Source organism: Brevundimonas sp. ABV4_179, assembly GCF_056311945.1.
Window position 1 is genome coordinate 1006876 of sequence record NZ_CM149976.1, and the last position, 26148, is coordinate 1033023.

At 67.0% G+C, this 26148-nt stretch carries 24 protein-coding genes; 18 read left to right on the forward strand and 6 right to left on the reverse strand.

Annotation, left to right across the window (positions count from 1 at the left end; genetic code table 11):
- The first annotated feature begins 8 nt into the window (after nucleotides 1–8).
- A complete protein-coding gene (locus ACYX4P_RS04950) occupies nucleotides 9–572 on the forward strand; it encodes a demethoxyubiquinone hydroxylase family protein (RefSeq protein ID WP_248121369.1) in 564 nt (187 codons plus the stop codon).
- A 245-nt stretch (nucleotides 573–817) separates the two neighbouring features.
- On the opposite strand, the gene ACYX4P_RS04955 is transcribed toward ACYX4P_RS04950, so the two are convergent.
- On the reverse strand, nucleotides 818–2020 hold the full coding sequence (locus ACYX4P_RS04955; RefSeq protein ID WP_248121371.1) for an acetyl-CoA C-acyltransferase: 1203 nt from the start codon (nucleotides 2018–2020) through the stop codon (nucleotides 818–820).
- Nucleotides 2021–2169: 149 nt separating this feature from the next.
- Nucleotides 2170–3078 (reverse strand): SDR family NAD(P)-dependent oxidoreductase, encoded by a 909-nt coding sequence (locus ACYX4P_RS04960; RefSeq protein WP_248121372.1) that lies wholly within the window; start codon nucleotides 3076–3078, stop codon nucleotides 2170–2172.
- A gap of 153 nt (nucleotides 3079–3231) precedes the next feature.
- Here ACYX4P_RS04960 and ACYX4P_RS04965 point away from each other — a divergent pair, with 153 nt between their 5' ends.
- The 5 genes from ACYX4P_RS04965 (at nucleotide 3232) to aguB (ending at nucleotide 10752) form a co-directional block, all read left to right on the forward strand.
- Nucleotides 3232–4386 carry an OmpA family protein gene (locus ACYX4P_RS04965; protein WP_292049424.1) on the forward strand — a complete coding sequence of 385 codons (1155 nt, stop codon included), beginning with the start codon at nucleotides 3232–3234 and terminating at the stop codon, nucleotides 4384–4386.
- 299 nt (nucleotides 4387–4685) lie between these two features.
- Nucleotides 4686–6053 carry a capsular biosynthesis protein gene (locus tag ACYX4P_RS04970; RefSeq protein ID WP_248121160.1) on the forward strand — a complete coding sequence of 456 codons (1368 nt, stop codon included), beginning with the start codon at nucleotides 4686–4688 and terminating at the stop codon, nucleotides 6051–6053.
- A gap of 166 nt (nucleotides 6054–6219) precedes the next feature.
- Entirely contained in the window at nucleotides 6220–8733 is a 2514-nt protein-coding gene (locus ACYX4P_RS04975; RefSeq protein WP_248121162.1) for a TonB-dependent receptor, read from the forward strand.
- Nucleotides 8734–8884: 151 nt separating this feature from the next.
- Nucleotides 8885–9892, forward strand: a complete 1008-nt coding sequence (locus tag ACYX4P_RS04980) for an agmatine deiminase family protein (RefSeq protein WP_248121164.1) — start codon at nucleotides 8885–8887, stop codon at nucleotides 9890–9892.
- On the forward strand, nucleotides 9889–10752 hold the full coding sequence (aguB, locus tag ACYX4P_RS04985) for an N-carbamoylputrescine amidase (protein ID WP_248121166.1): 864 nt from the start codon (nucleotides 9889–9891) through the stop codon (nucleotides 10750–10752). The genes ACYX4P_RS04980 and aguB overlap by 4 nt, the downstream gene beginning before the upstream one ends.
- Nucleotides 10753–10785: 33 nt before the next feature.
- On the opposite strand, the gene ACYX4P_RS04990 is transcribed toward aguB, so the two are convergent.
- Nucleotides 10786–11526, reverse strand: coding sequence for an alpha/beta fold hydrolase (locus ACYX4P_RS04990; protein ID WP_248121168.1), 741 nt, complete (start codon nucleotides 11524–11526; stop codon nucleotides 10786–10788).
- Nucleotides 11527–11604: 78 nt separating this feature from the next.
- On the opposite strand from ACYX4P_RS04990, the gene ACYX4P_RS04995 reads away from it, so the two are divergent.
- The 5 genes from ACYX4P_RS04995 (at nucleotide 11605) to rplT (ending at nucleotide 15427) form a co-directional block, all read left to right on the forward strand.
- Entirely contained in the window at nucleotides 11605–12567 is a 963-nt protein-coding gene (locus ACYX4P_RS04995; protein WP_248121170.1) for a glycosyltransferase family 9 protein, read from the forward strand.
- 125 nt (nucleotides 12568–12692) lie between these two features.
- Nucleotides 12693–13214: a translation initiation factor IF-3 gene (gene infC, locus ACYX4P_RS05000; RefSeq protein WP_201099872.1), complete on the forward strand. Its 522-nt coding sequence runs from the start codon at nucleotides 12693–12695 to the stop codon at nucleotides 13212–13214.
- Nucleotides 13215–13298: 84 nt separating this feature from the next.
- On the forward strand, nucleotides 13299–14603 hold the full coding sequence (locus tag ACYX4P_RS05005; RefSeq protein ID WP_248121172.1) for an MFS transporter: 1305 nt from the start codon (nucleotides 13299–13301) through the stop codon (nucleotides 14601–14603).
- A gap of 165 nt (nucleotides 14604–14768) precedes the next feature.
- A complete protein-coding gene (rpmI, locus tag ACYX4P_RS05010; protein WP_003166435.1) occupies nucleotides 14769–14966 on the forward strand; it encodes a 50S ribosomal protein L35 in 198 nt (65 codons plus the stop codon).
- Between the two features lie 107 nt (nucleotides 14967–15073).
- Nucleotides 15074–15427 carry a 50S ribosomal protein L20 gene (gene rplT / locus ACYX4P_RS05015; RefSeq protein ID WP_017506327.1) on the forward strand — a complete coding sequence of 118 codons (354 nt, stop codon included), beginning with the start codon at nucleotides 15074–15076 and terminating at the stop codon, nucleotides 15425–15427.
- A gap of 93 nt (nucleotides 15428–15520) precedes the next feature.
- Here the strand turns inward: rplT and ACYX4P_RS05020 are convergent, their stop codons facing one another.
- Nucleotides 15521–17128, reverse strand: coding sequence for an ATP-binding protein (locus ACYX4P_RS05020; RefSeq protein ID WP_248121174.1), 1608 nt, complete (start codon nucleotides 17126–17128; stop codon nucleotides 15521–15523).
- A 172-nt stretch (nucleotides 17129–17300) separates the two neighbouring features.
- On the opposite strand from ACYX4P_RS05020, the gene ACYX4P_RS05025 reads away from it, so the two are divergent.
- From ACYX4P_RS05025 to pheT, 5 genes are read left to right on the forward strand one after another with little or no spacing between them, the layout of a single operon-like run.
- Nucleotides 17301–18284: a polysaccharide deacetylase family protein gene (locus tag ACYX4P_RS05025; RefSeq protein WP_476070206.1), complete on the forward strand. Its 984-nt coding sequence runs from the start codon at nucleotides 17301–17303 to the stop codon at nucleotides 18282–18284.
- Nucleotides 18285–18325: 41 nt separating this feature from the next.
- Nucleotides 18326–19402 (forward strand): phenylalanine--tRNA ligase subunit alpha, encoded by a 1077-nt coding sequence (gene pheS / locus ACYX4P_RS05030; RefSeq protein WP_248121178.1) that lies wholly within the window; start codon nucleotides 18326–18328, stop codon nucleotides 19400–19402.
- A 12-nt stretch (nucleotides 19403–19414) separates the two neighbouring features.
- The gene (locus tag ACYX4P_RS05035) at nucleotides 19415–19828 is read left to right on the forward strand and encodes a hypothetical protein (RefSeq protein WP_248121180.1); all 414 of its coding nucleotides are present in this window, start codon (nucleotides 19415–19417) and stop codon (nucleotides 19826–19828) included.
- Nucleotides 19825–20232 carry a hypothetical protein gene (locus tag ACYX4P_RS05040; protein WP_248121181.1) on the forward strand — a complete coding sequence of 136 codons (408 nt, stop codon included), beginning with the start codon at nucleotides 19825–19827 and terminating at the stop codon, nucleotides 20230–20232. The genes ACYX4P_RS05035 and ACYX4P_RS05040 overlap by 4 nt, the downstream gene beginning before the upstream one ends.
- A complete protein-coding gene (gene pheT, locus ACYX4P_RS05045; protein ID WP_248121183.1) occupies nucleotides 20229–22652 on the forward strand; it encodes a phenylalanine--tRNA ligase subunit beta in 2424 nt (807 codons plus the stop codon). Before ACYX4P_RS05040 ends, pheT begins: the two co-directional genes overlap by 4 nt.
- A 124-nt stretch (nucleotides 22653–22776) precedes the next feature.
- On the opposite strand, the gene ACYX4P_RS05050 is transcribed toward pheT, so the two are convergent.
- Nucleotides 22777–23400, reverse strand: a complete 624-nt coding sequence (locus ACYX4P_RS05050; RefSeq protein WP_248121185.1) for a LysE/ArgO family amino acid transporter — start codon at nucleotides 23398–23400, stop codon at nucleotides 22777–22779.
- Nucleotides 23401–23468: 68 nt separating this feature from the next.
- Here ACYX4P_RS05050 and ACYX4P_RS05055 point away from each other — a divergent pair, with 68 nt between their 5' ends.
- Nucleotides 23469–24362 (forward strand): LysR family transcriptional regulator ArgP, encoded by an 894-nt coding sequence (locus tag ACYX4P_RS05055; protein WP_248121187.1) that lies wholly within the window; start codon nucleotides 23469–23471, stop codon nucleotides 24360–24362.
- A gap of 140 nt (nucleotides 24363–24502) precedes the next feature.
- On the forward strand, nucleotides 24503–25114 hold the full coding sequence (locus tag ACYX4P_RS05060; protein WP_248121188.1) for a DUF1134 domain-containing protein: 612 nt from the start codon (nucleotides 24503–24505) through the stop codon (nucleotides 25112–25114).
- Between the two features lie 128 nt (nucleotides 25115–25242).
- Here the strand turns inward: ACYX4P_RS05060 and ACYX4P_RS05065 are convergent, their stop codons facing one another.
- A complete protein-coding gene (locus tag ACYX4P_RS05065; RefSeq protein WP_248121190.1) occupies nucleotides 25243–26133 on the reverse strand; it encodes a Rossmann-fold NAD(P)-binding domain-containing protein in 891 nt (296 codons plus the stop codon).
- Between the last annotated feature and the right edge of the window lie 15 nt (nucleotides 26134–26148).

Genomic DNA, 26148 nt, shown 5'->3' on the forward strand with positions numbered 1-26148 from the left:
CATAGATTATGAGCGGCTCCATTCCTCTCCCCCGCCCCGGACAAGGCGCCGACAAGGCCCGGATGGACGAAATCCTGCGCGTCGATCACGCGGGGGAATATGCGGCGGTGCTGATCTATCGGGCGCAGAAGGCCGTGTTCGAGGGGCGCAAGGCCCATGGCGACATGGCGCGCGACCTGTCGGAGATGCAGGATCAGGAGGCGGTGCATCTGGACCGCTTCAATCGCCTGCTGAACGAACGCCGGGTGCGGCCCACGGTGATGACGCCCCTGTGGCGGATCGCGGCCTCGGCCCTGGGCGCCGGCACGGCCCTGATGGGCGAAAAGGCCGCCCACGCCTGCACCGAGGCGGTCGAGAGCGTGATCGAGAAACACTATGCCGACCAGATCGCCGAGATCGGCGAGCGCGACCCGGCCTTGGCCGCCGAGCTGAAACAGTTCCGCGACGAGGAAATGGCCCACCACGACCACGCCGTCGAACACGGCAGCCGCGAAGCGCCCGCCTATCGGCTGCTGTCGGGTGTGATCAAGGCGGGCTGCAGGGTCGCGATCAAGATCAGCGAGAAGGTTTAAACCGTCTCCTCCCTGCGGAGCGGGGATGGGACCACGGAGTGGTGGAGGGGCTCTTGAAGACCCACAGACGTCTGCGATGCGGCGAAGACCCCCTCCATCTCTCCGCTTCGCTCCGCGCCACCTCCCCGTGAATAGGGATGAGACGATGGTTTCTCCTCAGAAAATCTCGAACAGGCCGGCCGCTCCGCTTCGAAACGCTGGCGTTTCGAAGCCTTGTCTTCTGTGGGCGCGGCTTTCGGCCGTTCTCAGAAAATCTCGAACAGGCCGGCCGCGCCCATGCCGCCGCCGATGCACATGGTGACGACGCCGTATTTGGCGCCGCGACGCTTGCCCTCGATCAGGACGTGGCCGGTCATGCGGGCGCCTGACATGCCGTAAGGGTGGCCGATGGAGATGGCGCCGCCCGAGACGTTCAGACGCTCGTCGGGAATGCCCAGCTGATCCTGGCAATACAGGACCTGGGCGGCGAAGGCCTCGTTCAGTTCCCAGATGCCGATGTCGTCCACCGTCAGGCCGTGACGCTTCAGCAGTTTGGGCACGGCGTAAACGGGGCCGATGCCCATCTCGTCCGGTTCGCAGCCCGCGACGGCCATGCCGCGATAGGCGCCGAGCGGCTGCAGATTGCGCTTCACCGCCTCGCCGGCCTCCATGACGACGCAGGCCGAGGCGCCGTCCGACAACTGCGAGGCGTTGCCGGCCGTGACGAACTCGCCCGTCTGGATCTCCTCGCCGCCGCCGAAGACGGGCTTGAGCGCCTGGAGCCCTTCCAAAGTGGTGTCAGCGCGGTTGCCCTCGTCCTTGGACAGGGTCACCTCCTTGGACGAGGTCCGGCCGGTCGCCTTGTCCATGACCAGCATGGTCGTGGTCATCGGTACGATCTCGGCGTCGAACCGGCCGGCGGCCTGGGCGGCGGCGGTGCGTTGCTGGGACTGGAGGGCGTAGGCGTCCTGACGCTCGCGCGACACGCCATAGCGGCGCGACACCACCTCGGCCGTCTCCAGCATGGACATATAGATGTGGGGCGACAGCTTCAGCAGCGCCTCGTCCTTCATCCGGTACAGGTTCATGTGCTGGTTCTGGACCAGGGAGATGCTTTCGAGGCCGCCGCCGACCGCCATCTTCTGCTGGTCGAAGACGACCTGTTTGGCCGCCGTCGCGATGCCCATCAGGCCCGAGGCGCACTGGCGGTCCAGGCTCATGCCCGGGACGGAAGAGGGCAGGCCGGCGGCCAGGGCGATCTGGCGGGCCACATTGGTTCCGGTCGAACCCTGCTGCAGGGCCGCGCCCATGACGACATCCTCGATCTCGGCCGGATCGACGCCGGCGCGCTGAACCGCGTGTCGGACCGCATGGGCGCCGAGGCTCTGCGCCTGGGTGTCGTTGAAGGCGCCGCGATAGGCGCGGCCGATGGGGGTGCGGGCGGTGGAGACGATGACGGCTTCGCGCATGGATGCTCTCTGTCCTGGGCCTATCGCGCGTTCGCGCTACTTGAGGCCATTTCTGTTTGGCCTATCGCGCGTTCGCGCTACTTGAGGCCGGTTTCCTCTCCGAACACGATAGGCGCCTCACGTCGCGTCAACGCAAGGCGCCTTCTTGTTCAGCCGCCGTGCGCCTTCTGGGCCTTGGTCAGTTCGATCATGCCCTGGGCGGCGCCCATGTCCGGCACGATCTCGCCGGCGCGGTCCGAGATGGCGTCAAAGCGGGCGGCGACCTGTTCGGGCGCGTCGTCGCCGGCGATGAAGTCGCCTTGGGTCAGGGTGACATAGGCGCGCTCGAACCCGCCGGCGCCGGCGGCCAGGATGGCGCGGCTGGGGGCGTCGCGGCTGACCAGATACAAAAGGCCAGGCGTCACCAGGGCCGGAGCGAGGGCCTCCAGCGGCAGGGCCGCGCCCAGGTCCTCGGTCATGCGGGTGTGGGCGGTCGGCGCCAGGCAGTTGACGCGGATGTCGTTCTTGGCCCCCTCGATGGATAATGTCTGCATCAGCCCGACCAGCGCCATCTTGGCGGCGCCATAGTTCGATTGCCCGAAGTTGCCGTACAGGCCCGAGGACGAGGTGGTCATCACGATCCGGCCATAGTTCTGACCCCGCATGATCTCCCACACCGCCTTGGTGCAGTTGACCGCCCCCATCAGGTGAACGTCGACGACGAAGCGGAAATCCTCCAGCTCCATCTTGGCGAAGGACTTGTCGCGCAGGACGCCGGCGTTGTTCACCAGGATGTCGATCCGGCCCCACTTGGCCACGACCTGATCGACCATGGCCTGGACGGCGGCGGCGTCGGTGACCGAGGCCGCATTGGCCATGGCCTCGCCGCCCGCCGCCTCGATCTCGGCGACAACGGCCTCGGCGGCCGTGGCCGATCCGCCCGAGCCGTCGCGCGCCCCGCCCAGATCATTGATCACCACCTTTGCCCCGCGCGCCGCCAGCGCCAAGGCGTGCTCGCGCCCCAGACCGCCGCCGGCCCCCGTCACGATCGCCACCTGTCCGTCGAACCGCATCGTCATAATCGCTCCCTTTCGCGGGCTGCCAATGTGTTGAAATGGCGCCACAGTGGACACAATCATAATCTGGGAGCGGAACCGCGCGCCAGCCTCGCCGTTTGGATCGCGAATGCTGTGCTAGTGCGCAGCTTCGCGCATTCACACAGTGAGGAAGCTATGAAGCTCAAACTTCTCGCCTCCGTCGCCGCGGTCGGGCTGTTCGCAGCCGGCGCCGCATCGGCGGAACCCAATGGTTGGTACGGCGCCATCGACGCCGGTTATCACACCATGGACGACATCACGGCCGAGTCGTCCACCACCGGCGCAAGCTGGAAGTATGAAGTGAACAACGGCTGGGCCGCCTTTGCGCGCCTGGGCTATCGCTTCAACCCCAACTGGCGTGTCGAGCTCGAAGGCGGTTACCGCTCGGGCGACATCGGCAAGATCCGCGCCGTTTCCGGCACGCAAGGTCTGTGCAACCTGACCCCGGCGACGGGCGGCTGCTTCTCGCCGGAAGGCGACATCGAGTCCGCCACCCTGATGGCCAACGTCATCTATGACTTCGGCTACGAAGCCTGGGGCATCCGTCCGTTCGTGGGTCTGGGCGCCGGTGTGAACCGCGTCAACGTCGACACCATCGGCGCTCTGCGCGCCAACCGTTCGGCCGCCTTCGCCATCGACGACACCTCGACCAAGTTCGCCGCTCAGGCGATCGCCGGTCTGGCCTGGGCGATCGGCGACCGCGCCAACATCGACCTGACCTACCGCTATCTGACGGGCGACGCCTCGTGGGATTCGACCACGGCCGGCACGGGCGTGGGCGCCACGCAGTTCGGCACCTGGGACGGCGACTACGATCAGTCGCACACGGTGACCCTGGGTCTGCGCTACAGCTTCGGTGCGGAAGACGCGCCGCCGCCGCCGCCTCCCCCGCCCCCGCCGCCTCCCCCGCCGCCTCCGCCCCCGCCGCCCCCGCCGCCAGTCGCTCAGACCCCGACGCCTCGCCAGTTCGTCGTCTACTTCGACTGGGATCGTTCGGACCTGACGGCGGAAGCCCGTTCGGTGGTGACGCAGGCCGCCAACTACGCCAAGTCGGGTCGTCCGACGCGCGTTCTGGTCGTCGGCTACACCGACACCTCGGGTTCGGCCGCCTATAACCTGGGTCTGTCCAACCGTCGTTCGCGCACCGTCGCGGACGCCCTGGTGGCTCAAGGCGTCAACGGCGGCGTGATCGCCCTGGACGGCAAGGGCGAAACCAACCTGGCCAAGCCCACCGCCGACGGCGTGCGTGAACCGCTCAACCGCCGCGCGACCATCGACATCAACTTCTAAGACCCAGCGGAAAGTCGGTCTGGATATCCAGACCGGCGATCCAGTGGATTGATGAAAGTCTTGATTTCGAAACAGGAAGCCGTCGTCGCCGTAAGGGCGGCGGCGGCTTTCGTGCGATTAAGTCACAGGGGACGTCCCAATTTATGAAACGACGCCCTGATCGACATTTCCTGTTGATCGCGCTGAACCTGCGCGACACAAGGCAAGGAATGACCGCTTTGTTTGAACGTCCTGATTGCGCGCCGCCCGCCGGACGGCGGCGCGGAAGCCAGGATCGTCTCGACGCAGGGCGCATCTAGATGACCGATCTCAGATCGTCCCGGTCCCTTTCCGCGCGGCGTCGTCGGCGTTATCGGCTGCGTGCCGATACGTCTCAGCGCGACATTGTGCTGCGCGCGCGATCGCCTCAGGTGAACGTCTCAGCCACGATTTCGGCCTTTCCGTCGCCGACGCCCCGTGCGCGCGATGGATTGAAGGGGCGTCGCTTTCTGATCGTCTCGGCGCCGTTCGGCGCCTTTGGCGCGGCCTTGGCCGGCGTGCTGGAAGCTCAGGGCGCGAGCGTGAACCGCATGATCTTCAATGCGGGCGATGCGATGAACTGGCGCCGCGCGGGCGGCATACGTTTCAAGGATACGGCTCAGGCCTGGGCCGAAGGCGTTTCAACGCTCGACGCCTATAGCGACATCGTCGTCTTTGGCGAGGCCGGCCCCTACAATCGCGCGGTGCTGGCGGCGGCCGACATCCTGTCCGCCCGCATCTGGGTGCTGGAGAACGGCTATTTCCGCCCCGACTGGATCACGGTGGAGCGCAACGGCGTCAACGGCTCCAGCGCCCTGCCGCGCTTCCGCGACGGCTATCCCGAACCTGCGCCCAGCCTGCCCGAACCGCATCAGGTCGGGAAAATCCTGCCGCACCATGTCGCCAACATCAGCGCCTATCATACGGTGCAGATCTTGGGTGGGCTGCTGTTCCCCAACTACGCCGCGCCCTATGTCTTTTCGCCCCTGAAACAGTGCGCCGGTCATATCCGTCGCTACGTCAGCCTGGCCTTCCGGCGTCCTGAGAACTGCGACGCGGACGTCATCAAGGCCAGGGGCGACTTCTTCATCGCCTGTCTGCAGCGCGAGGGCGACGCCCAACTGCTGCGCTATTCGCGCTACGCCGACAACTGCGCTTTCCTGACGGCGGTCATCAAGAGCTTCGCCGAACGGGCGCCGGCGGCCGCCCGGCTGGTGGTCAAGAACCACCCGCTGGATCCCGGCATCATCGACCTGCGCAAGATCACCCTGCGCCTGGCGCGCGAGCATGGACTGGAAGGGCGCGTCGACTTCATCGACGGCGGCAATCTGGCGGCCCTGTGCCGCGCCTCGCAAGGGATGGTGGTCAACAACTCCAGCGCCGCCCTGTCGGCCCTGGGCTTCCACACCCCGGTCAAGGTGATGGGCGACGCCTTCTTCGATTTCGAGGGGCTGACCGACCAGCAGCCCCTCGACGCCTTCTGGTCCGCGCCCCAGGCGCCGGACACGGCCCTGTTCACCCGCTTCCGCGCCCATGTGATCGCCCAGAGCCAGGTCAACGGCAACTTCCACGAGCCGCACGCCATCCTGCCCACGGCGCGCGGCGTCGCCGACGTATTCGAGCGCGCTGGCCGACAGGATTTGGCCTGAAGCCCATGAGGTGTGGCGTCTAGGCCACCCTCTGTCTCTGTCATATTGCTGTTACATAACTGTCGCCCCACGTTCGGACATCAGCCCTAGAGGGGGCGGGATTACGACGGGCGATGGCCGCTTGTCGCCTTGGCCCTGCGCCACCATCCATCTGGGGATAGATGTAATGACCACTCGCAAAAGCCTGATCTGGGCGACCACCGCCCTCGTCGGCTCGCTCGCCATCGCCGGCGCCGCCGCCGCGCAATCGACCGGCACCGAAGCCACCGAAGTCGGCGAAGTCGTCGTCACCGGCGTTCGCGGGCAGCGCACGATCGAAGGTCTGGCCACTGCTGAAACCGTCGCCAAGACCCGCAACACGATCGGCCAAGAGTTCATCGCTACCCAGTCGGCTGGCCAGACCATCCTGCAGACGCTGAACCTGACGCCGGGCCTCAGCTTCACCAACGCTGATCCCTACGGCTCGTCGGGCGGCAACATTCGTCTGCGCGGCTTCGACGGCAACCGCGTTTCGCTGACGTTCGACGGCATCCCGCTGAACGACACCGGCAACTACGCCACCTACACCAACCAGCAGTTGGACCCGGAACTGATCGAGCGCGCCTCGATCAACACCGGTTCGACCGACGTCGACAGCCCGACCGCCTCTGCGACCGGCGGCACCATCAACTACGTCACGCGCCGCCCCGCCAACGACTTTGGCGGCTGGCTGCAGGGTTCGCTGGGCGACTTCAGCTACAACCGTATCATGGGCCTGATCGACACCGGCGCCGTTGGCCCGTGGGGCACCTCTGCCTGGTTCGCCGTCTCGCACCAGGAATACGACAAGTTCAAGGGCATCGGCCAACTGGAGAAGACCCAGTACAACGCCCGTATCTATCAGCCGCTGCGCGATAACGGCGACTTCCTGTCGCTGGCCGCGCACTGGAACGAGAACCGCAACAACAACTACAACGGCCCGAACCTGGCCACCGCAACCGGCTTCTGCGACGTGGCTCGCACCCAGGTCTGCGTCAGCGACGTCGAAACCAGCCCATTCGGCTGGGGCGTCGACTTCGACCGCACCTACGCCGCTCCGACCGTTCGTCCGGGCTTGGCCGACGTCGACTCGAACGGCGCAAACTACTGGGGTCTGCGCATCAACCCGTCCGACACAGGCAATATCCGCGGCCAATCGCGCTTCACTCTGAGGGACGGCCTGATCCTGACGGTCGATCCTTCGTTCTCCTACACCTTGGCGAACGGCGGCTCGCAACAGACCGTCCTGGCCGAGAACGACGCGCTGCTGCGCGGCACCCGCACCACGGGCGGCGTCGATCTGAACGGCGACGGCGATATCCTGGACCGCGTGCGCGTCATGTCGCCGTCCAACACCCACACCCAGCGCTACACCCTGAACAGCTCGCTGATCTGGGACCTGAACGCGCAACACCGCATCCGCGCCGCCTATGCTCTGGACTGGGGTCGTCACCGCCAGACCGGCCTGTTCGGCCGCATCGACTTCTCGGATCCGACCAGCCCGCGCTTCGTGGACGAGTTCGGCGGCCTGAAGGAAGAAGGCAACCGCGTCGTCAACCTTGACGGCTACGCCCTGCGCTCGCGTGACCGCCTGTCGTATGCCGAACTGAACCAGTTCTCGCTGGAATACATCGGCCGCTTCCTGGATGAGGCGCTGACGGTCAACATCGGCGTGCGCGCGCCCTTCTTCAAGCGTGAGCTGAACCAGTTCTGCTACACCCAGAACGCCTCTTCCAACGTGCTTTGCACCTCGGAGCGTCCTTCGGCGACCCTTGCCAACGGCAACCTGACCTTCGCCAGCCGTGGAACCACCCAGTACATCGCTCCGTATCAGCGCACGGTGAAGTACGACGACGTGCTGCCCAACATCGGCGCGACCTACAAGTTCGGCGCCGCTCAGTCGATCTACGCCAGCTACTCGGAATCGCTGTCGGCGCCGCGTACCGACAGCCTGTACGCCGCAACGCGTCTGGCCGACGGCTCCATCGGGAACCCGACGGTCCAGCCGGAGACCTCCAAGAACGTCGATTTCGGCTATCGCTATGTTTCGGGCACGCTGATCGCTCAGGCTTCGGGCTTCTTCAACCAGTTCGACAACCGTATCGTCAGCACCTTCGAACCCGATCTTGACCAGTTCGTCGATCGCAACGTGGGTTCGGTGGAATCCAAGGGCGTCGAAATCTCGGTGGGTTGGTCGCCGATCCAGGCGCTGAGCCTGTACGGTTCGGCCTCGTTCCTGGATAGCGAACTGCAGGACGACTACGTCTACGATCGCGCTGGCAACCGCCTGGCCACCAAGGGCAAGAAGCAGGTCGAAACGCCCGACCAGATGTATTCGCTGCGGGCGTCGTACCAGTTCAACGACGTTTTCTCTGCCGGCATCCAGGGCAAGTATACCGGCGAGCGTTGGGTGACCGACGTCAACGATCTGAAGGTCGACGCTTATACGGTCGTCGATCTGGACGCCCGCTTCGACTTCGCTTCGCTGGGTTTCGAAGGCACCTATCTGCAGCTGAACGTCACCAACCTGTTTGACGAGCAGTACTACAGCACCCTTGGCACCCGCGCATCGGGCACCCCGGGGCAACTGGGCTACAGCCGTTCGTTCGCTGGCGTCGGCGCGCCGCGCACGATGATGGCGACGCTGCGCTACGCCTTCTAACTCTTAGATCGCGCTGAACACCACGAAGGGCGGTCCGTGCGCGGGCCGCCCTTTTTGTTTGTCTGAGGCCTGGCGTTGAAGTCGGCGGGGGTTGGGGCCATATGGCGCGGCCCGGCGGCCTGCCGGGTTTCGCCGCTTTGAGGACGTCCGCATGACCGCTCCCATCCCCGCCGAATGGGCTCCGCACCGCGCTATGTGGGTGGGGTGGCCCAGCCATGCGGAATACTGGTTCGATGCGCTGAAGCAGGCGCAGGACGAGGTCGAGGGGCTGGTGCGGGCGCTGGCCGGGCCGGGGCGCGAGCAGGTCCGGCTGATGGTCGGCAAGTCCGAAATCCTGGCCCAGGTTCAGGCGCGGTTCGCGGGCGTGGAGAACGTCGAGGTGGTGGCCGGGACGTTCGGCGACATCTGGCTTCGCGACACGGGGCCGATCTTCGGCGAGGGTTCGAAGACGGCGGCGGCGTTCCGCTTCAACGGCTGGGGCGGGAAGTACGACATGCCGGGCGACGATCGGGTCGCGGGCCAGATCGGCGAACATTCGGGCACGCCCCTGACCTGGAACGACTTCGTCATGGAAGGCGGGTCGCTGGATCACGACGGGGAGGGGACGGTCCTGACCACCCGCCAGTGCCTTCTGAACCCCAACCGCAATCCGGCCTGGAACCAGGACGAGGCTGTCGCGGCGACCGCGCTGGAACAGGCCGTGGGGGCCAAGGCGGTGCTGTGGCTGGGCGACGGTTTGCTGAACGACCACACCGATGGGCACGTCGATAACCTGGCGCGGTTCGTGGCGCCGGGCGTCGTAGCCTGCCCGATCGCGTGGGGGACCAACGACGTCAACGCCGATGTCTATGACGCCACCGCGCGCGATCTGTCGGCCATGACGGATGCGGCCGGACGCCGGCTGAAGGTCGTGCGCATCCCGTCGCCCGGCCTGGTGCTGGACGAGGACGAACGCCCGATCCCGGCCAGCCACATGAATTTCCTGATCGCCAACGGTGCGGTGATGGTGCCGACCTATGGCGACGCGCGTGCAGCCGACATGGCCTGTCAGGCGTTGCAGGAGGCCTTCCCCGATCGCGAGATCATCCCGCTGCCGTCCAACGCCATCCTGACGGGCGGCGGATCCTTCCACTGCATTTCCCAGCAGGAGCCCGCATGACCCGCAAGATCACCGTCGCCGGCATCCAGACGTCTTATGGCGAGGACCTGCAGGCCAATATCGACAAGACCATCGGCTTCGTGCGCGAGGCGGCGGGGCGGGGCGCGCAGGTGATCCTGCCGTCGGAACTGTTTCAGGGGCCGTATTTCTGCGTGTCGCAGGAGGAGCACTGGTTCAGTCACGCCTATGAATGGCGCACCCATCCGTGCGTGACGGCTTTGTCGCCGGTGGCGAAAGAACTGGGCGTGGCCATTCCGGTCTCCATCTTCGAGAAGGACGGGCCGCAATATTACAACTCTCTGGTCATGCTGGATGCGGACGGAGAGGCCCTGGGGATCTATCGCAAGAGCCACATCCCCGACGGCCCCGGCTATCAGGAGAAATACTATTTCCGGCCGGGCGATACGGGCTTCAAGGTCTGGAACACCCGGTTCGGCAAGGTCGGCGTCGGCATCTGCTGGGACCAGTGGTTCCCTGAAGCGGCGCGGGCCATGATGCTGATGGGCGCGGACGTCCTGATGTATCCGACCGCCATCGGCACCGAGCCGCACGACGCGACCCTGCACACGGCCGAGCCGTGGCGGCGCGCCATGCAGGGCCATGCGGTGTCCAACGCCGTGCCGGTCGTCGGCGCCAATCGCATCGGCCATGAGACGGTGACCGAGGTGGGCCAGACCTTCTACGGCCATTCCTTCATCGCCGATCAGCAGGGCGAATTGGTTGAGAGCCTTGGGGCGGATGAAGAGGGCGTACTGGTGCACGGCTTCGATCTGGATGAGTTGGACAAATACCGTGCGGCCTGGGGCTTCTTCCGCGACCGCCGCACGGACCTTTACGGGGCGTTGACGGGCAAGGGCTGATCCGATCCGCCCCCTGCGTCAGGGGGGGAGGATTTACAGGCGCATCGCCTCGACCGCCGCGATCAGCCTGTCGAGATCGGTTGGCGACGACAGCCGATGGTCGCCGCCTTCGATCAGGTCCAGTCGCACGTCGCCGCCGGTCAAGCGTTCGACCAGTTCGACCTGATGGCGCCAAGGCACCACGTCGTCGGCGCGGCCCTGAAGAATGTGGACGGGGGCCGCGATGGCGATGGCGCCGTCCAGCAGCAGCCAGTCGCGCGCCTCCTCGAACATACGCCGCGTCAGGACATATTCGCCCAACCCGTCCTCGACGATCAGGGTCTCGCCCTCGCGCAGGATGGTCTGACGCTCGTGATCGGCCAGGCCAGGCCACATCAGCCGTTCGGTGAAGTCCTGGGCCGGATTGACCAGCACCAGCCCCTTGATCCGTTCGGGCCGCACCAGCGCCGCCAGCAGCGAGACCCAGCCGCCCATCGATGAACCGACCGGGATGACCGGCCCCGACAGGCTGTCGATCAGGGCGACGGCGTCCTCTCGCCAGCGGCCGATGGTCGCCTGGCGCCAGTCGCCGGAGGACCGGCCGTGGGCGAAATGGTCATAGCGGACGAAGTTCCAGCCGCGTTCGCGCGCGGCGGCGTCCAGCGCCAGGGCCTTGGTCCCCTCCATGTCCGAGCGGAAGCCGCCGATCCAGATCACGGTCGGGCCGTCGCCCCCGACGCGCTTGAAGGCCAAGGTTTCGTCCTCGGGGCGGGGCAGGTGCTGGATGTCGGTCATGCCGACGTTCTGCCCTGTCAGAAGGCGTTCGTCATCCTCAGGCTTGACCCTGCGGCGACGACGCGGAACTAGAGCGGCATGTCCGCACCCCAGGTTCTGTTCGTCACCTCCAACCGTATCGGCGATTGCGTCATCTCGTCCGGCGTGATCCGCGAGATCGCGCGCCAGGTTCCGGGCGCCGCGATCACCGTCGCCTGCGGTCGGCCGCCCGCGCCCTTCTTCCGCAATGCGCCGGGCGTGGTGCGGACCATCATCCTCGACAAGAAGAAGCTCTCCGGCCACTGGTTCGATCTGTGGAGGCAGGTGCGTTCGACGCGCTGGGATCTGGTGATCGACATCCGGGGATCGGCCCTGTCCTATCTGATCCCGGCCAGGCGTCGGGTCGTCTATAATCGCCGTTGGGAGACCGGGCTGCGCAAGGTCGAGATGGTGTCGCGCCTGATGGGTTCGCAGACGCCTCTGGACCCTGAAATCTTCCTGGACGATCGGGCGCGGGCCGAGGCCGCCGCCGTCATCGATCCGCAGCTGGGTGGGGGCGCAGGTCCTGGCCCGATCATCGCCCTGGCCCCCATCGCCCACCAACCGGGCAAGAGCTGGCCCGCCGACCGCTGGGGCGCCCTGGTCGAGAAGCTGAAGGCCGAGCCGCGCTTCGACGGCTGGCGCTTCATGCCGGTGGGCGGGCCTGGCGACCGGCCGCCCGCGACGCCCGCGCTGGAGGCCGCCGGGCCGCGCGGCGTCGACTTCGTGGGCAAGGGCGATATTCTGGCCTCGGCCGCCGCCATCGACCGGGCCGATCTGTTCGTCGGCAACGACAGCGGCCTGATGCACGTCTCGGCGGCGCTGGGGCGTCCGACCCTGGGCCTGTTCGGTCCGACCGAGTGGTGGCTGTATGGGCCTTGGGGGCCCAGGACCCGCACGGCGGCGTCCAATGAGACGCGCGGCCAGTTCGCCCCCATTGAAGATTTGACCGTCGATCACGTGTTCGAGGCCGTGTTGGCCCTGCACGACGCCTATATCGCCCAGACGCCCGCCAAGCCTTGAAAAACCGGGGCTTCGGGCGCATATTGCCGACCCTGCGGGAAACGTGGCGGCAGCCGCGCATTTCCGCTTATCGAAAAACACGCCTCTTCTGACCACATAAGGAAACGACGCCCATTCGCCGTCCCATGCAAGCGCCACCCGTGAAAGACGGGCCGCGTATGAACCAGGATATCCGCGCCCCTCGCGTTCTGCTCATCGACCAGAACGGCGAAAAACAAGGCGTCATGCCCACCTCCGCCGCGCTTGAAGCCGCCGAGGAAGCCGGGATGGACCTGGTCGAGATCGTCTCCACCTCCGAGCCGCCGGTGGCCAAGATCCTCGATTACGGCAAGCACCGTTTCCAGGAGCAGAAGAAGAAGGCCGAGCAGCGCAAGCGCCAGAAGGTCGTCGAGCTGAAGGAAATCAAGCTCCGTCCGAACATCGACACCCACGACTATGAGGTGAAGGCCAAGGCCATGCACCGCTTCTTCGACGAGGGCGACAAGGTCAAGGTCACCCTGCGTTTCCGCGGTCGTGAAATGGCCCACCCCGAACTGGGCATGAAACTGCTGCACAAGGTGCAGGCCGACTTCGACGAAATCGCCAAGGTCGAGTTCGCGCCCAAGATGGAAGGCCGCCAGATGATCATGATCCTGGCCCCGCGCTGATCGCGATTCCACGCTGAATACGAAACGCCCCGGTCGAAAGGCCGGGGCGTTTTTCTTTGCCGGAGAAACGGCTAAGCGGGTCCAATGACGAACGCCGATACGGTCGCTGCGCGCACCACCCCGCCCAAGCTGAAGACCCCCGCTCTGGCCGTGCTGTTCGCGGTGGTGTTCATCAATCTGGTCGGGTTTGGGCTGGTGGTGCCGCTGCTGCCTTTCTTCGCGCAGAGCCTGAAGGCCGAGGCGTGGCAGATCACCCTGATGTTCTCGGCCTATTCGCTGGGTCAGTTCTTCGCCGAGCCGTTCTGGGGGCGGCTGTCGGATCGGATCGGGCGAAAGCCGGTGCTGCTGATCACCCTGATCGCCAATGCGCTGGGCTATCTGATGCTGGCCTTCACGCCCAACATCTGGCTGGCCATCGCGGTGCGGCTGTTCACCGGCCTGGGGGCCGGTAATATCTCGACGGTCCAGGGCTATGTGGCCGACGTGACCCCGCCGGAGCAGAGGGCGGGGCGGATGGGGCTGATCGGGGCGGCGTTCGGCTTGGGCTTCATCGTCGGGCCGGGCCTGGGCGGGCTGCTGACCCAGCCGCAGCTGGGTCACATCGGTTATCAGCTGCCGATCTTCCTGGCGGCGGCGCTGGCGGCGTTGGCCGCGGTCGGGGTGGTGGTCTTCCTGCGTGAAAGCCGCGCCAAGGCGGACCCGGCCGCGCCGCGCCCGGCGTTCCTGTCTGGCCTGAAGGCCGCGCGCGACAACGGGGTGGTGTCCCGGGTTCTGGTCGTGACCCTGATCTATATGGCCGGGTTTTCGGCGATGGAGAGCGTGTTCGGCCTGTGGGCCGAGAGCCGTTATCAATGGGGCGCGCGCGAGGTGGGGCTCAGCTTCATGATCGTCGGCATCATCTCGACGTTGAACCAGGGCTTCTTCGCCGGACGGCTGGCGCGGCGGTTCGGGGAATCGCGGGTGCTGGCGGTCGGGATGCTGCTGTTCGGAACCTCGCTGGTGCTGCAGGTGCTGGCCCCCGTCGCCTGGTTCCCGGCGATGCGGCTGGAGCTTGGGGCGGTGTCGATTCCGCTGGTGCAGGGCTGGATCATTCCCATCGTCATGGCGGTGGGGGCCTGCGGCATGTCGCTGGCCATGCCCAACATCTCGGCCATGATCAGCCGGGCCTCGCCGCCCGACCGGCAGGGGGCGATGCTGGGGCTGAACATGGCGTCCAGCTCGGTGGCGCGCATCTTCGGGCCGATGATCGCCGGAGCCCTGTTCTCGGGCCTGGGGCACGACTGGCCCTTCCTGGTCGGGGCGTTGCTGACCCTGCCGGCCGCCGTCATGGCGATCAACGCCGGGCGGGCGATCCGGCGGGCGCAGGCGGCGGCCAAGCCGTTGAACTGACTCGTCTTGCGTCGCGGGGCGTCTTGGCGTAGAAGCCGCGCCTTCGCGTACCGAACCGTCGGGCGAACAGGCATGCCTGGGCGGTTCTTAAACTCTGGAGAGACGCCTCGCCCAGCGGGCCCATGTGGTCCGAAGGGGGGCGGCCTCTCCAAAAAGGAGACTGAAATGCCGAAACTGAAGACGAAGTCGGGCGCCAAGAAGCGCTTCAAATTCACGGCCACTGGCAAGGTGAAGGCCGGCGTTGCGGGCAAGCGTCACCGCTTGATCAGCCACAACTCGAAATACATCCGCCAGAACCGCGGCACCTCGGTCATGGCCGACGCCGACGCCAAGAAGATCAAGTCCTACATGCCCTACGCTTAAGGCGCAGGGTTCGACTTCTTCTCACCGTATCGAATTTGAACAGACAGTCCCTCAAGGAGTGAGCCGCCGCGCGGCGAACGACAGGGACTTCCCGAAGGGAACAAAAAATGGCTCGCGTTAAACGTGGCGTAACCTCGCACGCCAAGCACAAGAAGGTTCTGGAGCAGGCCAAGGGCTTCTCCGGCCGCCGCAAGAATACGATCCGCACGGCCAAGGCCGCCGTCGACCGCGCCGGGCAATACGCCTATCGCGACCGTCGCGCCAAGAAGCGCAACTTCCGCGCCCTGTGGATCCAGCGCATCAACGCTGCGGCCCGCCTGGAAGGCTTCACCTACAGCCAGTTCATCAATGGCCTGAACAAGGCCGGCATCGAACTGGACCGCAAGGTCCTGGCCGCCATCGCCGCCGATGCGACCGGCTTCAAGGCCGTCGCCGACAAGGTCCGCGCCGCTCTGGCGTAAGGGTCGCGCTCAAGTCGCGAGCGTAGCGCAAGAGAAATGACGCCCGCTCCGGTTCGCCGGGGCGGGCGTTCTCGTGTCTGGGGAATGGGGCCTTCAGGCCGCCTGGGAAAGGGCGGCGGTCTCTGCGGCGGCGGTCATCACCAGGCGGATCGCGTTCAGCAGGGCGTCGGGTTGGATCGGCTTTTGCGCCACCCCGTTCATACCGGCGGCGACATAGTCCATCTCGTCGCGCTCGTCGGCGTTGGCGGTCAGGGCCAGGATGGGCAGGGCGCCGACAGGAGCGGGCAGGGCGCGGATGGCGCGAGTCGCCTGAACACCGTCCATCACCGGCATCTTGATGTCCATCAGCACCAGGTCGAACGGCCGGGCGGAGACGGCGGATACGGCGGCGACGGCCTCGCGCCCGTTCTCGGCCATCTCGGCGGTGCAGCCGAACATCTCCAATAGCTTTCCGGCGACGAAACGGTTGGCGGCGTTGTCGTCCACCACCAGCACATGCAGCGTCGCGTGCGGGGTGGGGGCGACCATGTCCGGCGTGGCGGCCTGGCCCTGGATCGCCGGGCGCAGCGGCAGTCGGACCTGGAACCGCGCGCCGCCCTGGGGCGAGGCGCTCAAGGCGATGTCGCCGCCCATCCGCTCGGCGATCTGGCGGCAGATGGCCAGGCCCAAGCCCGCGCCGGCGCCCTCGCGGCCCGCCTTTCCGGTGTTGAACGGCTCGAAGATGGTCGCGGCGGCCGCCTCGGGCACGCCCGGCCCGCTGTCGTCCACGGTCAGGATGACCTGGCCGTCCGCGCGGCTTTCGATCAGGGCCGAAACCCCGCCCGTCAAGGTGAACTTCAGCGCGTTGCCGATCAGATTGTTCAGCAACTGCTTCAGCCGCATTCCATCGGCCTGGACGAAGGGGATGGCCAGTTCGGTGCGGACGCTGAGCGTCAGGGCCTTCTCCTCGGCCCGCGCCCGCCACAGGGCGTCGATGTCGAAGGCGACCGAGGACAGGTCCAGCGGCTCCTCCTCCAGGGTCAACATTCCGGCCGAGGCGCGCGACATGTCCAGGGCGTCGGTCAGCAGCCGCAGCAGGCTCTGGCCCGAATCGACCACCGTGCGGACGTAGGGGCGCAGTTCCTCCTGCTCCAGCTTCTTGTCCATCAGGGCGGCGACGCCCAGCACCCCGTTCAGGGGCGTGCGGATCTCGTGGCTCATCACAGCCAGGAATTCGGACTTGGCGCGGCTGGAGGCGACGGCCTCGGCTTCGGCCAGGGCCAGGTCGCGGGCCAGGGCGCCCATCTCCTCGGCGCGCTGGCGGTGCAGGGCCGCGCCCGCCTGGACGATCTGAAGCGCCGTGCCGACCCCGACATAGCGCCCGTTCGACACCACGATGAAACCGCCCAGCAAGGCGCCCAGTTCAGCGGCGTCATAGGCGTGGAAGAAGGCTTCGGCGCTGGTCGCGGCTTCGGCCACCGGCGCATTGCGGTCCATCAGGCTCTCGGCCGGCTTGCGGGCATAGAGGGCGCGTCCAAACTCGGCCGCCATGCGCAGGGTGAAGGCGTTGCGCTCGATGACGCCCAACGGCCGGCCCTGGTCGTCCACCACGGCCAGCGCCAGGGTGTTCGGCTCGTTCTGGAAGCGCTCGAACACCTCTGCACCCAAGGTGGACGGCGCCACGGGCGCAATCAAATCGACGAAATCACCGATCAGCGGCATCAAGGTCCCCACCTGTTCCGCCATCGCCTTAGAGGCGGATATTTAACGCCAGCTTTGCGGTTCATGAACCTTTCGTGGCGGCTTTTCGACAGTCGATCCGTGAACGGATTGAAAAGCCGCATGGCGATAGATCCGCGTTCCCACGCTCCCGTTCAGCCGCTAGGTTCGGCCCATGATGCGCGCCCTGATCTGCGGCCTGGCGACGGCCTTCTTTGTCACCCACGCTGCGATGGCGCAGGACCGGCGCGTCGCCGTCACCTTCGACGACCTGCCGTTCCAGGCGGACGCCGCCACGATGTGCGATCTCGCCAGGGTGATGGCGATAACCCGCGACTTCACCGCCATGCTGAAGCCGCTGGACACCCACGGCGCCGCCTTCGTCAATGCGGGGCGGCTGTGCGATGCGGCGCGCGACGCGATCCTGCCGCAGTTGCTGAACGTCTGGCTAAATGCAGGGCTGGACCTGGGCAACCACACCTTCAGCCATATCAACATCCATCGCACGACGGCAGAAGCCTATCTGGCCGATGTCGATGCGGGGGCGCCCGTCGTGCGGACGGCGTTGGAGGCGCGGGGGATGCGTCTGCGCTGGTTCCGTCATCCCTATCTGTTCACCGGGGAGACCCAGGACAAGCACGACGCCATCGCCGCCGGCCTGGCCCAGCGCGGCTATGCGATCGCGCCCGTCACCCTGGACAACAACGACTGGATGTTCGCCGACGTCTATCGCAAGGCCGAGCAGATCGGCGACGAGGCGCTGAAGCATCGGATCGGCGCGGCCTATGTGGCGCACATGGCGACGGTGCTGGACTTCCTGGAACCCTACAGCGCCGAGATCAACGGCGGTCGCGAACCGGCCCAGGTGCTGCTGTTGCACGCCAACAGCCTGAACCAGGCCTATTATCCTCAGATCCACGCCCTTTATCTGTCGCGGAGCTATCGTTTCGTGCCGTTGGAGGAAGCCCTGGCCGATCCGATCTACAGCCACGCGGACGCCTTCGTGGCGGCCAATGGCGTATCCTGGCTGCACCGCTGGACCCAGACGGACGGCCGTCCCATCCGCTGGGAGCCCAAGCCGCCCGCCTGGATCGCGGCGGCCAATGCGGCCCCGGCGTCGGAGCTTCAGGCCATCGCGGCGGGCCAAACCGCGCCTTGAAGGGTGACGAAATCGCTCAGGCCCGCTAAGGCACGGCCCAAATGACCGATCTCGCCACACTCGAACTCGAACTGATCAACGCCATCGGCGGCGCCGAAACCGTCGCCGGCCTGGAAGAGGTGCGCGTCGCCGCTCTGGGCAAATCCGGCTCGGTTTCCGGCCTGTTGAAGGGCATGGGCGCCCTGAGCCCCGATCAGCGGCGCGAGCAGGGGCCGATCATCAACGGCCTGCGCGACCGGGTCGCCTCGGCCATCGCGACGCGCAAGACCGAGCTGGAGGCCGCCGAACTGGACGCCCGGCTTCAGGCCGAGCGCATCGACCTGACCCTGCCGGCGCGGCCGCGTCGCAAGGGCGGCGTGCATCCCACCATGCAGGTGATGGACGAGATGATCGCCATCTTCGCCGAGATGGGCTTCGCCGTGGCCGAAGGCCCGGATATCGAGGACGACTTCCACAACTTCACCGCCCTGAACTTCCCGCCCAAACATCCGGCGCGGGAGATGCACGACACCTTCTTCCTGAAGCCCGATCCGGAAACCGGCGAGCGCAAGGTGCTGCGCACCCACACCAGCCCGGTGCAGGTCCGCACCATGATGTCGCAAAAGCCGCCGATCCGCATCATCGCGCCGGGCCGCACCTTCCGTAAGGATTCGGACGCCACCCACACGCCGATGTTCCACCAGATCGAGGGTCTGGTGATCGACCGCGACATCAATATGGGGCACCTGAAGACCACGCTCGAGACCTTCATCGCCCGCTTCTTCGAACTGGACGCGGTTCAGGCGCGCTTCCGGCCGCACCACTTCCCCTTCACAGAGCCGTCGGCGGAGATGGACATCCAGTGCGACCGTTCGGGCGGCAAACTGGTGTTCAACACCGGCGACGACTGGCTGGAGATACTGGGCTGCGGGATGGTGCATCCCAATGTGCTGATCAACTGCGGCCTGGACCCCGACGAATACCAGGGCTTCGCTTTCGGCATGGGCGTGGACCGGCTGGCCATGCTGAAATATGGCGTGCCGGACCTGCGCCCCATGTTCGAGGCCGACACCCGCTGGCTGGCCCACTACGGCTTCTCCGCCTTCGCCGCCCCCAACCCGGCCTCGGGCCTGAGCTGAACGAGTTTCAAGATGACAGATCAAACCGAAACGCCGATGTCGCCTGACGAAAAGTTCGGCCGCGAACTGGTGGCGCGCACGACCTTTGAGAAGGAGGCCGTGTGGCTGCCGTCTCTGGCGGTGCATCACATGAATGCGGGCAAGACCTTCATCGAGGACAAGACCTTCACCGAATGCCTGATCGAGGGGCCTGCCGTCATGGCGGTCATGAACGGCACGACGTTCGACGGCTGCAACATGGGCGTGGCCGGAAACCCGCGCACCCTGCTGCTGCAGCCCCTGGGCGACATGATCGCGGGCGTGGTGGGGATGTCCAACTGCCGCTTCGTGCGTTGCCGCTTCGTCCAGGTGGGCTTCACCGGATGGCCGGAACTGCTGAAGCAGATCGAAGAAAACCTGCTCAGCGCCCAGGCGGCCCGGGCATGAGCCGCCTGCCGATCACCCGCCCCATGAGCGTCGCCAAGTCGCTGACGCAAATGGACTTTGTCGACGTGGACATCAATCTGTACGACCTCTACGCCGCCCACCAGCAGCAGGGGGCCATCGTCGGTCGAACCTTCACGGGGTGCCGTCTTCAAGGGCCGGCCATCGTCCTGATCGGCGGTGGCACGACCTTTGACGAAACCAACTTCGGCGATCCGCGCGGCGGCATGAAGAATCTGCTGCTCCAGCCGATGGGCGACAAGGCGCTGGGCACCGTGCCCATGCATGACTGCACCTTCGTCGGGTGCGAGTTCTACAACGTCGGCTTCACCGGCGCGAAGGACATCCTGGAGCAGTTGGCGGCGGTGCCGACCGTGGCGGGCCCGAACGCGGGATCGGCGGCATGAAATTCACCCTCTCCTGGCTGAAGGACCACCTCGAGACCGAGGCGGATGTCCACCAGATCGCCGAGGCCATGACGATGGCCGGGCTTGAGGTCGAGGAGGTTCTCGATCCCGCCGCCAAACTGGCCCCCTTTACCGTGGCCAGGATCGTTTCGGCCGAGCGTCACCCCAACGCCGATCGGCTGCAGGTCTGCCAGGTCGAGACGGTCGATGGAATGAAGGAGATCGTCTGCGGCGCGCCGAACGCGCGCGCGGGCCTGACCACCATCTATGCCCCCATCGGCGCCTATGTGCCGGGCCTGGGCGTCACCCTGGTCGAGAAGCCGGTGCGTGGCGTGGTGTCCAATGGCATGCTGTGCTCGGCGTCCGAGCTGGAGCTGGCTGACGAGAGCGACGGAATCCAGGAGCTGCCGCCGGAGATCCCGGTGGGAACCCCGGTCGCCGGCCTGTTCGGCGCCGAACCCGTCATCGACTTCGAGGTCACGCCGAACCGTCCCGACTGGCTGGGCGTGACCGGCATCGCCCGCGATCTGGCCGCCGCCAGCGTGGGCAAGCTGAAGCATTTCGACATCGCCGTGGTGCGCGGCGCCTTCCCCTCGCCGATCTCAGTGCGGCTGGAGGCGCCCGAGATGTGTCCGGTCTTCGCCGGTCGCGTGATCCGGGGCGTCAAGAACGGCCCGTCGCCCGCCTGGCTGCAGAAGCGTCTGACCGCCATCGGCCTGCGCTCGATCAACCGCCTGGTCGATGTGACCAATCTGATCGCTTACGACCGCGCGCGGCCGCTGCACGTCTATGACTTGGCCAAGCTGTCGGGAACCGAGATCGTGGTGCGCGCGGGACAGGCCTCGGCCGAGACGGGCGAGGCGGAACACCTGATCGCCCTGGACGGAAAGACCTATGCGGTGTCGCCAACCGACTGCGTCGTCGCCGACGCGGGCGGAGAGCGGCCCATCGGCCTGGGCGGCGTCATGGGCGGAGAATCGACCGGCTGCGACGACGACACGACCGACGTCTTCCTGGAAAGCGCCTGGTTCGATCCGCTGGTGATCGCCCAGATGGGCCGAACCCTGGGCATCCATTCCGACGCCCAGTATCGGTTCGCGCGCGGCGTCGATCCGGTCTCTCTCACACCGGGGGTCGAGCTGGGAACGCGCTTGATCCTGGACCTGTGCGGCGGCGAACCGTCCGACATCGTCTTCGTGGGCGAACCGCCCGCCAACCCCGCGCCCTTCGCCTTCGACCCCGCCCATGTGAAGCGACTGACGGGCATGGGGCTGTCCGACGACCGGATCGGGACCATCCTGGGTCAACTGGGCTTCCTGGTGCAGGCCGCGCCCGCCGGTCAGGCCGAACCGTGGGTCGTCACCCCGCCGTCGTGGCGCCGCGATGTCGAAGGCCCGGCCGATCTGGTCGAGGAGGTCGCACGGATCGAGGGCTTCGACAGCCTGCCCGACGTGGCCCTGCCGCCGGTCGCCGTTCCGGCGGGGGGGGTGCTGAACCCGCGCCAGGCCCGCGTCCGCACCGCCCGCCGCGCCCTGGCGTCGCTGGGATACGCCGAGGCCGTCACCTGGTCCTTCACCAAACAGTCGACGGCCGTGCTGTTCGGCGGGGGCGATGACCGTCTGGTGCTGGAGAATCCCATCGCGGCCGATCTGGACTGCATGCGCCCCTCGGTGCTGCCGAACCTGATCCTGGCCGCCGCCCGCAACGCCGCGCGCGGTCACGCCGACGCCGCCCTGTTCGAGATCGGCCCGATCTATCTGGGCGAAGGACCCAAGGATCAGCGCACGGTGATCGCCGGCCTGATCGCGCCCCACGCCGCCCGGCATTGGGACGGCGCGGGCGAAAACCCGCTGTTCGCGCTGAAGGCCGACCTGAACGCGGTGCTGGAGGAGATCGGCGCCCCGGTCGCCTCGCTGCAGTTGGTGCAGGGGCAGAACCGTGACTGGTGGCACCCCGGTCGTTCGGCCCGACTGCAGCTGGGACCCAAGAATGTGATGGTCGAGTTCGGCGAACTGCACCCGCGCATCCTGAAGGCGCTGGATGCGGACGGCCCCATGGTCGCCTTCGAGATCGTGCTGGACAATGTGCCCGAGCCGCGCGGACAGAAGGGCAAGGCGCGCGGATCCGCCGACCTGTCGGCCTTCATGCCCCTGACCCGCGACTTCGCCTTCGTGGTCGAGGACGCCAAGCCGGCGGGCGATCTGGTCCGGGCCGTCAGCGGCGCCGACAAGGCGCTGATCGCCGATGTCCGGGTCTTCGACGTCTATCGCGGCAAGGGCGTGGAAGACGGTTTCAAGTCCGTCGCCCTGGAGGTCGTCCTCCAACCCCGCGACGCAACCCTGACCGACGCCGAGATCGAGGCCCTGACCGCCAAGGTCGTGGCGGCGGTGGAAAAGCAGGGCGGCAAGCTGCGGGCCTGATCGTCAGAGCGGCTTCCAGGCGCCAGGCTCGGAAGCCGCTTTCGGCGTTTGACGACTTCAATCGACGGGCGTCATGTCGATGTAATCGAAGCGCGCGGTTCGGCGCTCGATATCATGCCGTCGATCATGGCCGGAGCTCCAGCAACAGACCGAGAGCCAGGGCCGTCATCATCAGGCCGTTGACGGCGTCCAACGCCCGCCAGGCGATGGGTTGGGCGAACACGGGCGTCAGAAGGCGTGCGCCGAAGCCGATGGCCGCGAACCAGATGAAGGAGAAGGTCGCGGCGCCGAGCACGAAGTACGGCCACTCCCGTTTTGGCAATGCTGATCCCACCGCGCCCATAAGCATCACCGTGTCGATATAGACATGCGGATTCAGAAGGGTGAAACCAGCGGTTGCGGCGATGGCGGCCCCGAGGGACAGGGGCGCGGCGCCTGAGATGATGAGTTTGGAGCGCCTCAAGGCGCGGCCGAAGGCCCCGAAAGCGTACCAGAGCAGAAAGGCCGCCCCTCCCAGGCTGAAGGCGACGGTCAGACCGGGAACAAGCGCCAACATGGCCCCCAGGCCATAGACGCCCGCGAATACGAGCGCGGAATCGCACGCCGCGCAGAACAGGACGATGGGGCCGACGTGTTCACGTCGCAGACCCTGGCGCAGCACGAACATATTCTGCGCGCCGATGGAGACGATCAAGCCCGCCGTCATGGCCAGGCCCTTCATCAGGGGAGGAAGAAAGAACACGGTCATGACGGCGCAATGCCATCTGGTGTCGATGTAGACGAGCTAATCCTGCTTACTCTAGATTAGTCGACCTAATGTTGGACTATTCCGCCCTTGCCGCCTTGGCGGCCGTTATCCGCACCGGCGCCTTCGACGCCGCCGCCGAACGGCTGGCCGTCACGCCGTCTGCGGTGTCGCAGCGGATCAAGGGGCTTGAGGAGCGTCTCGGCCTGCCTCTGATCGTCCGATCCGCGCCGTGTCGGCCAACGGACGCGGGCGTCCGCCTGGTGGCGCATTTCGATCAGGTGTCGCTGCTGGAGCATGACCTGCTGCAGGAGGGGGCGCCGTGGGCCGCAGCATTCGGCGGGCCGCGTCCGACCGTCAGGCTGGCCGTCAACTCGGACAGTCTGGCCACCTGGATCCCTGCCGCCGTCGCCCGTTTCTCTACCTCGGCCGCGGTCACCCTGGCGCTGGTGCTGGACGACGAAAACCACACGGCCGAGCGACTGCGGACGGGCGAAGTCATCGCGGCGGTGACCACGATCGGCAAAGCGGCGCCGGGATGCCGCGTCGCGCCATTGGGGCAGATGCGTTACGTGGCGACGGCTTCGCCGGATTTTGCAAGGCGGTGGTTCGCCGACGGCGTGACGGAGGCGGCCCTGAGCCAGGCGCCCGTCCTGCGGTTCGACCAGGATGACCACCTGCAGGATCGGTGGGCGGCGGATGTCGTTGGTCGCGGTGTGTCGGCGCCCACATACTGGGCGCCGTCGACGCAAGGGATGCTGGACCTGACCCTTGCCGGGGTCGCCTGGTCCCTGACGCCTGAAAAGATCGCGAGGCCCCTGGCCGCGTCCGGGCGCCTGATCCAGCTGAAGCCCGAGGCGTCGCTGGACGTGCCCCTGTTCTGGCAACATCAGCGGATCGCCTCGCGAACGCTCGAAGGCCTGACCCGCGCGGTGCGTGAAGAGACCTCGCACTGGCTGATCTGACTCAGGAGGCCCGAGACCCTGCCGTCCGGTAAGTCCCCGTTAACCTTGAAGCCGCAAGGCTGCCGCAAAGGTCGGGGACGGTGGCGTCAAGTTCGGCGCCTCAGCCGGCCGTCCTCTCGCCGTCTTTCGGAGCGCCCCTCATGCATCGTCGCCAACTGATTCTGTCCGGCCTGGCCACCGCCGCCGGGGCGTCGTCCCTGGGGGCGTGCGCCACGGCGCCGGCGCGCGATCCCAACTATCCCATCGCCTCTGACCAGACGGCCCAGGCCTACAGCTTCGACGAACTGGTGGCGGCGGGGTCGCGCGAGCTGGGCATCGCGGCCGAGGTCGTGGGCGGCGCCATCGAGCGCGTCTTCGCCGATCAGGGCGACCGACCGACAGCCTATATCGCGGGCGAGGAAGGTTCCGGCGCCGTGGTCGTGGGCGCGCGTTACGGACGCGGCGCCCTGCATATGAAGGATCTGTCGGCCTCTCAGGAAGTGTTCTGGCAGGGCGCGTCGGTGGGCTGGGACTGGGGCGGCAACGCCAGCCGGGTCTTCACCCTGGTCTATGGCCTGTATCACCCCGACATGATCTATCGCCGCTATCCCGGCATCGAGGGGTCGGCCTATCTGGTGGCGGGGCTGGGGGTGAACTATCAGCGCGCCGACGGCATCGTGCTGGCGCCGATCCGCACCGGCGTCGGCCTGCGCCTGGGGGCCAATGTCGGCACCATGAGCTACAGCCGCCAGCGCAACCTGCTGCCGTTCTGACGCCTCTCTTCTCTCGTCAGCCTAGGGTTCGCCCCCAGGATCCATACGCGCGGCCTTCGACGAGCGAAGATCCTGCGAATGGGTTCTCGTCACAAGGACGAGGATGACGTCAGTTTGGCGGGGGCGGTCTAGCTGACCAACCGCAACGGCGGCGGCGCGTCCAGCAGCGCGGCCAGACCCTCGCGCCAGGTCGGATAGGCGGGCCGCCAGCCCAGTTCGGCCTTGGCCAAGGCGTTCGAGACGCGCTTGGAGTCCAGATAGAAGCGTCGCATGGCTTCGCTGACGCTGTCGTCGGTCCAGTCGATTTCGGGCGGGCTGGCCAGGCCCATGCGGTCCGCCGCCCAGGCCATCACTACGTCTGCGGGCGCAGGTGCGTCGTCGGTCAGATTGTAGGCGGCGCCCGGTCGCGGGCGGGCCATCGAGGCGAACAGGCCCGAGACGATGTCGTCGATATGGATGCGGTTGAAGACCTGACCTGGCTTTCTGACCAGCCGGGCCGAGCCGTCGCGCAACCGCTCCATGACATTGCGGCCGGGGCCGTAGAAGCCGGGCAGGCGGAAAACCTGCACGGTCAGGCCCATCCCTTGCGCCCCGTCCAGCCAGTCCCGCTCGGCCCGGACGCGCCGCGCGCCTTCCAGATTGGCGGCGTTCAGCGGGCCGTCCTCGAACACCCAGCCGCCCGCCCGGTCGCCATAGACGGAGGTGGAGGAGATATAGCCGATCCAGTCGGGCCAAGCGTCGCCCGCCAGCGGCCCCAGGGCGCGCAGGGCGGGACAGCCGTGGGCGTCGGGGGCGGCGGTGATCAGGACGGCGCTGGCGGCCTCCAGCGCGGTCTTAAGGGCCACGGCGTCGCCGGGATCCAGCGCCGCGATCCCCTCGGCCTCCAGCGCCCTGCGCCGTTCGGGATCGCGCGAGGTGGCGGTCGCCCGGCCGCCGCGCCGGATCGCCTCCAGCGCCGCCGCCCGCCCCACATAGCCGCCGCCGAAGACCAGCAGGTTCAGGGCGGAGGCGTGGGGCATCGGATCGGAGCTCGG

Excerpts from the sequence above, each read along its gene's own strand:
- infC (WP_201099872.1), top strand. The coding sequence starts at position 12,693 with ATGCAAGCGCCACCCGTGAAAGACGGGCCGCGTATGAACCAGGATATC.
- ACYX4P_RS04970 (WP_248121160.1), top strand. The coding sequence starts at position 4,686 with ATGACCGATCTCAGATCGTCCCGGTCCCTTTCCGCGCGGCGTCGTCGG.
- aguB (WP_248121166.1), top strand. The coding sequence starts at position 9,889 with ATGACCCGCAAGATCACCGTCGCCGGCATCCAGACGTCTTATGGCGAG.
- ACYX4P_RS05020 (WP_248121174.1), bottom strand. The coding sequence starts at position 17,128 with ATGCCGCTGATCGGTGATTTCGTCGATTTGATTGCGCCCGTGGCGCCG.
- ACYX4P_RS05060 (WP_248121188.1), top strand. The coding sequence starts at position 24,503 with ATGCATCGTCGCCAACTGATTCTGTCCGGCCTGGCCACCGCCGCCGGG.
- pheT (WP_248121183.1), top strand. The coding sequence starts at position 20,229 with ATGAAATTCACCCTCTCCTGGCTGAAGGACCACCTCGAGACCGAGGCG.
- ACYX4P_RS05025 (WP_476070206.1), top strand. The coding sequence starts at position 17,301 with ATGATGCGCGCCCTGATCTGCGGCCTGGCGACGGCCTTCTTTGTCACC.
- ACYX4P_RS04990 (WP_248121168.1), bottom strand. The coding sequence starts at position 11,526 with ATGACCGACATCCAGCACCTGCCCCGCCCCGAGGACGAAACCTTGGCC.
- ACYX4P_RS05005 (WP_248121172.1), top strand. The coding sequence starts at position 13,299 with ATGACGAACGCCGATACGGTCGCTGCGCGCACCACCCCGCCCAAGCTG.
- ACYX4P_RS04965 (WP_292049424.1), top strand. The coding sequence starts at position 3,232 with ATGAAGCTCAAACTTCTCGCCTCCGTCGCCGCGGTCGGGCTGTTCGCA.
- ACYX4P_RS04980 (WP_248121164.1), top strand. The coding sequence starts at position 8,885 with ATGACCGCTCCCATCCCCGCCGAATGGGCTCCGCACCGCGCTATGTGG.
- ACYX4P_RS04975 (WP_248121162.1), top strand. The coding sequence starts at position 6,220 with ATGACCACTCGCAAAAGCCTGATCTGGGCGACCACCGCCCTCGTCGGC.
- pheS (WP_248121178.1), top strand. The coding sequence starts at position 18,326 with ATGACCGATCTCGCCACACTCGAACTCGAACTGATCAACGCCATCGGC.
- ACYX4P_RS04995 (WP_248121170.1), top strand. The coding sequence starts at position 11,605 with ATGTCCGCACCCCAGGTTCTGTTCGTCACCTCCAACCGTATCGGCGAT.
- ACYX4P_RS05040 (WP_248121181.1), top strand. The coding sequence starts at position 19,825 with ATGAGCCGCCTGCCGATCACCCGCCCCATGAGCGTCGCCAAGTCGCTG.
- ACYX4P_RS05055 (WP_248121187.1), top strand. The coding sequence starts at position 23,469 with ATGTTGGACTATTCCGCCCTTGCCGCCTTGGCGGCCGTTATCCGCACC.
- rplT (WP_017506327.1), top strand. The coding sequence starts at position 15,074 with ATGGCTCGCGTTAAACGTGGCGTAACCTCGCACGCCAAGCACAAGAAG.
- rpmI (WP_003166435.1), top strand. The coding sequence starts at position 14,769 with ATGCCGAAACTGAAGACGAAGTCGGGCGCCAAGAAGCGCTTCAAATTC.
- ACYX4P_RS05050 (WP_248121185.1), bottom strand. The coding sequence starts at position 23,400 with ATGACCGTGTTCTTTCTTCCTCCCCTGATGAAGGGCCTGGCCATGACG.
- ACYX4P_RS04960 (WP_248121372.1), bottom strand. The coding sequence starts at position 3,078 with ATGACGATGCGGTTCGACGGACAGGTGGCGATCGTGACGGGGGCCGGC.
- ACYX4P_RS04950 (WP_248121369.1), top strand. The coding sequence starts at position 9 with ATGAGCGGCTCCATTCCTCTCCCCCGCCCCGGACAAGGCGCCGACAAG.
- ACYX4P_RS04955 (WP_248121371.1), bottom strand. The coding sequence starts at position 2,020 with ATGCGCGAAGCCGTCATCGTCTCCACCGCCCGCACCCCCATCGGCCGC.
- ACYX4P_RS05035 (WP_248121180.1), top strand. The coding sequence starts at position 19,415 with ATGACAGATCAAACCGAAACGCCGATGTCGCCTGACGAAAAGTTCGGC.
- ACYX4P_RS05065 (WP_248121190.1), bottom strand. The coding sequence starts at position 26,133 with ATGCCCCACGCCTCCGCCCTGAACCTGCTGGTCTTCGGCGGCGGCTAT.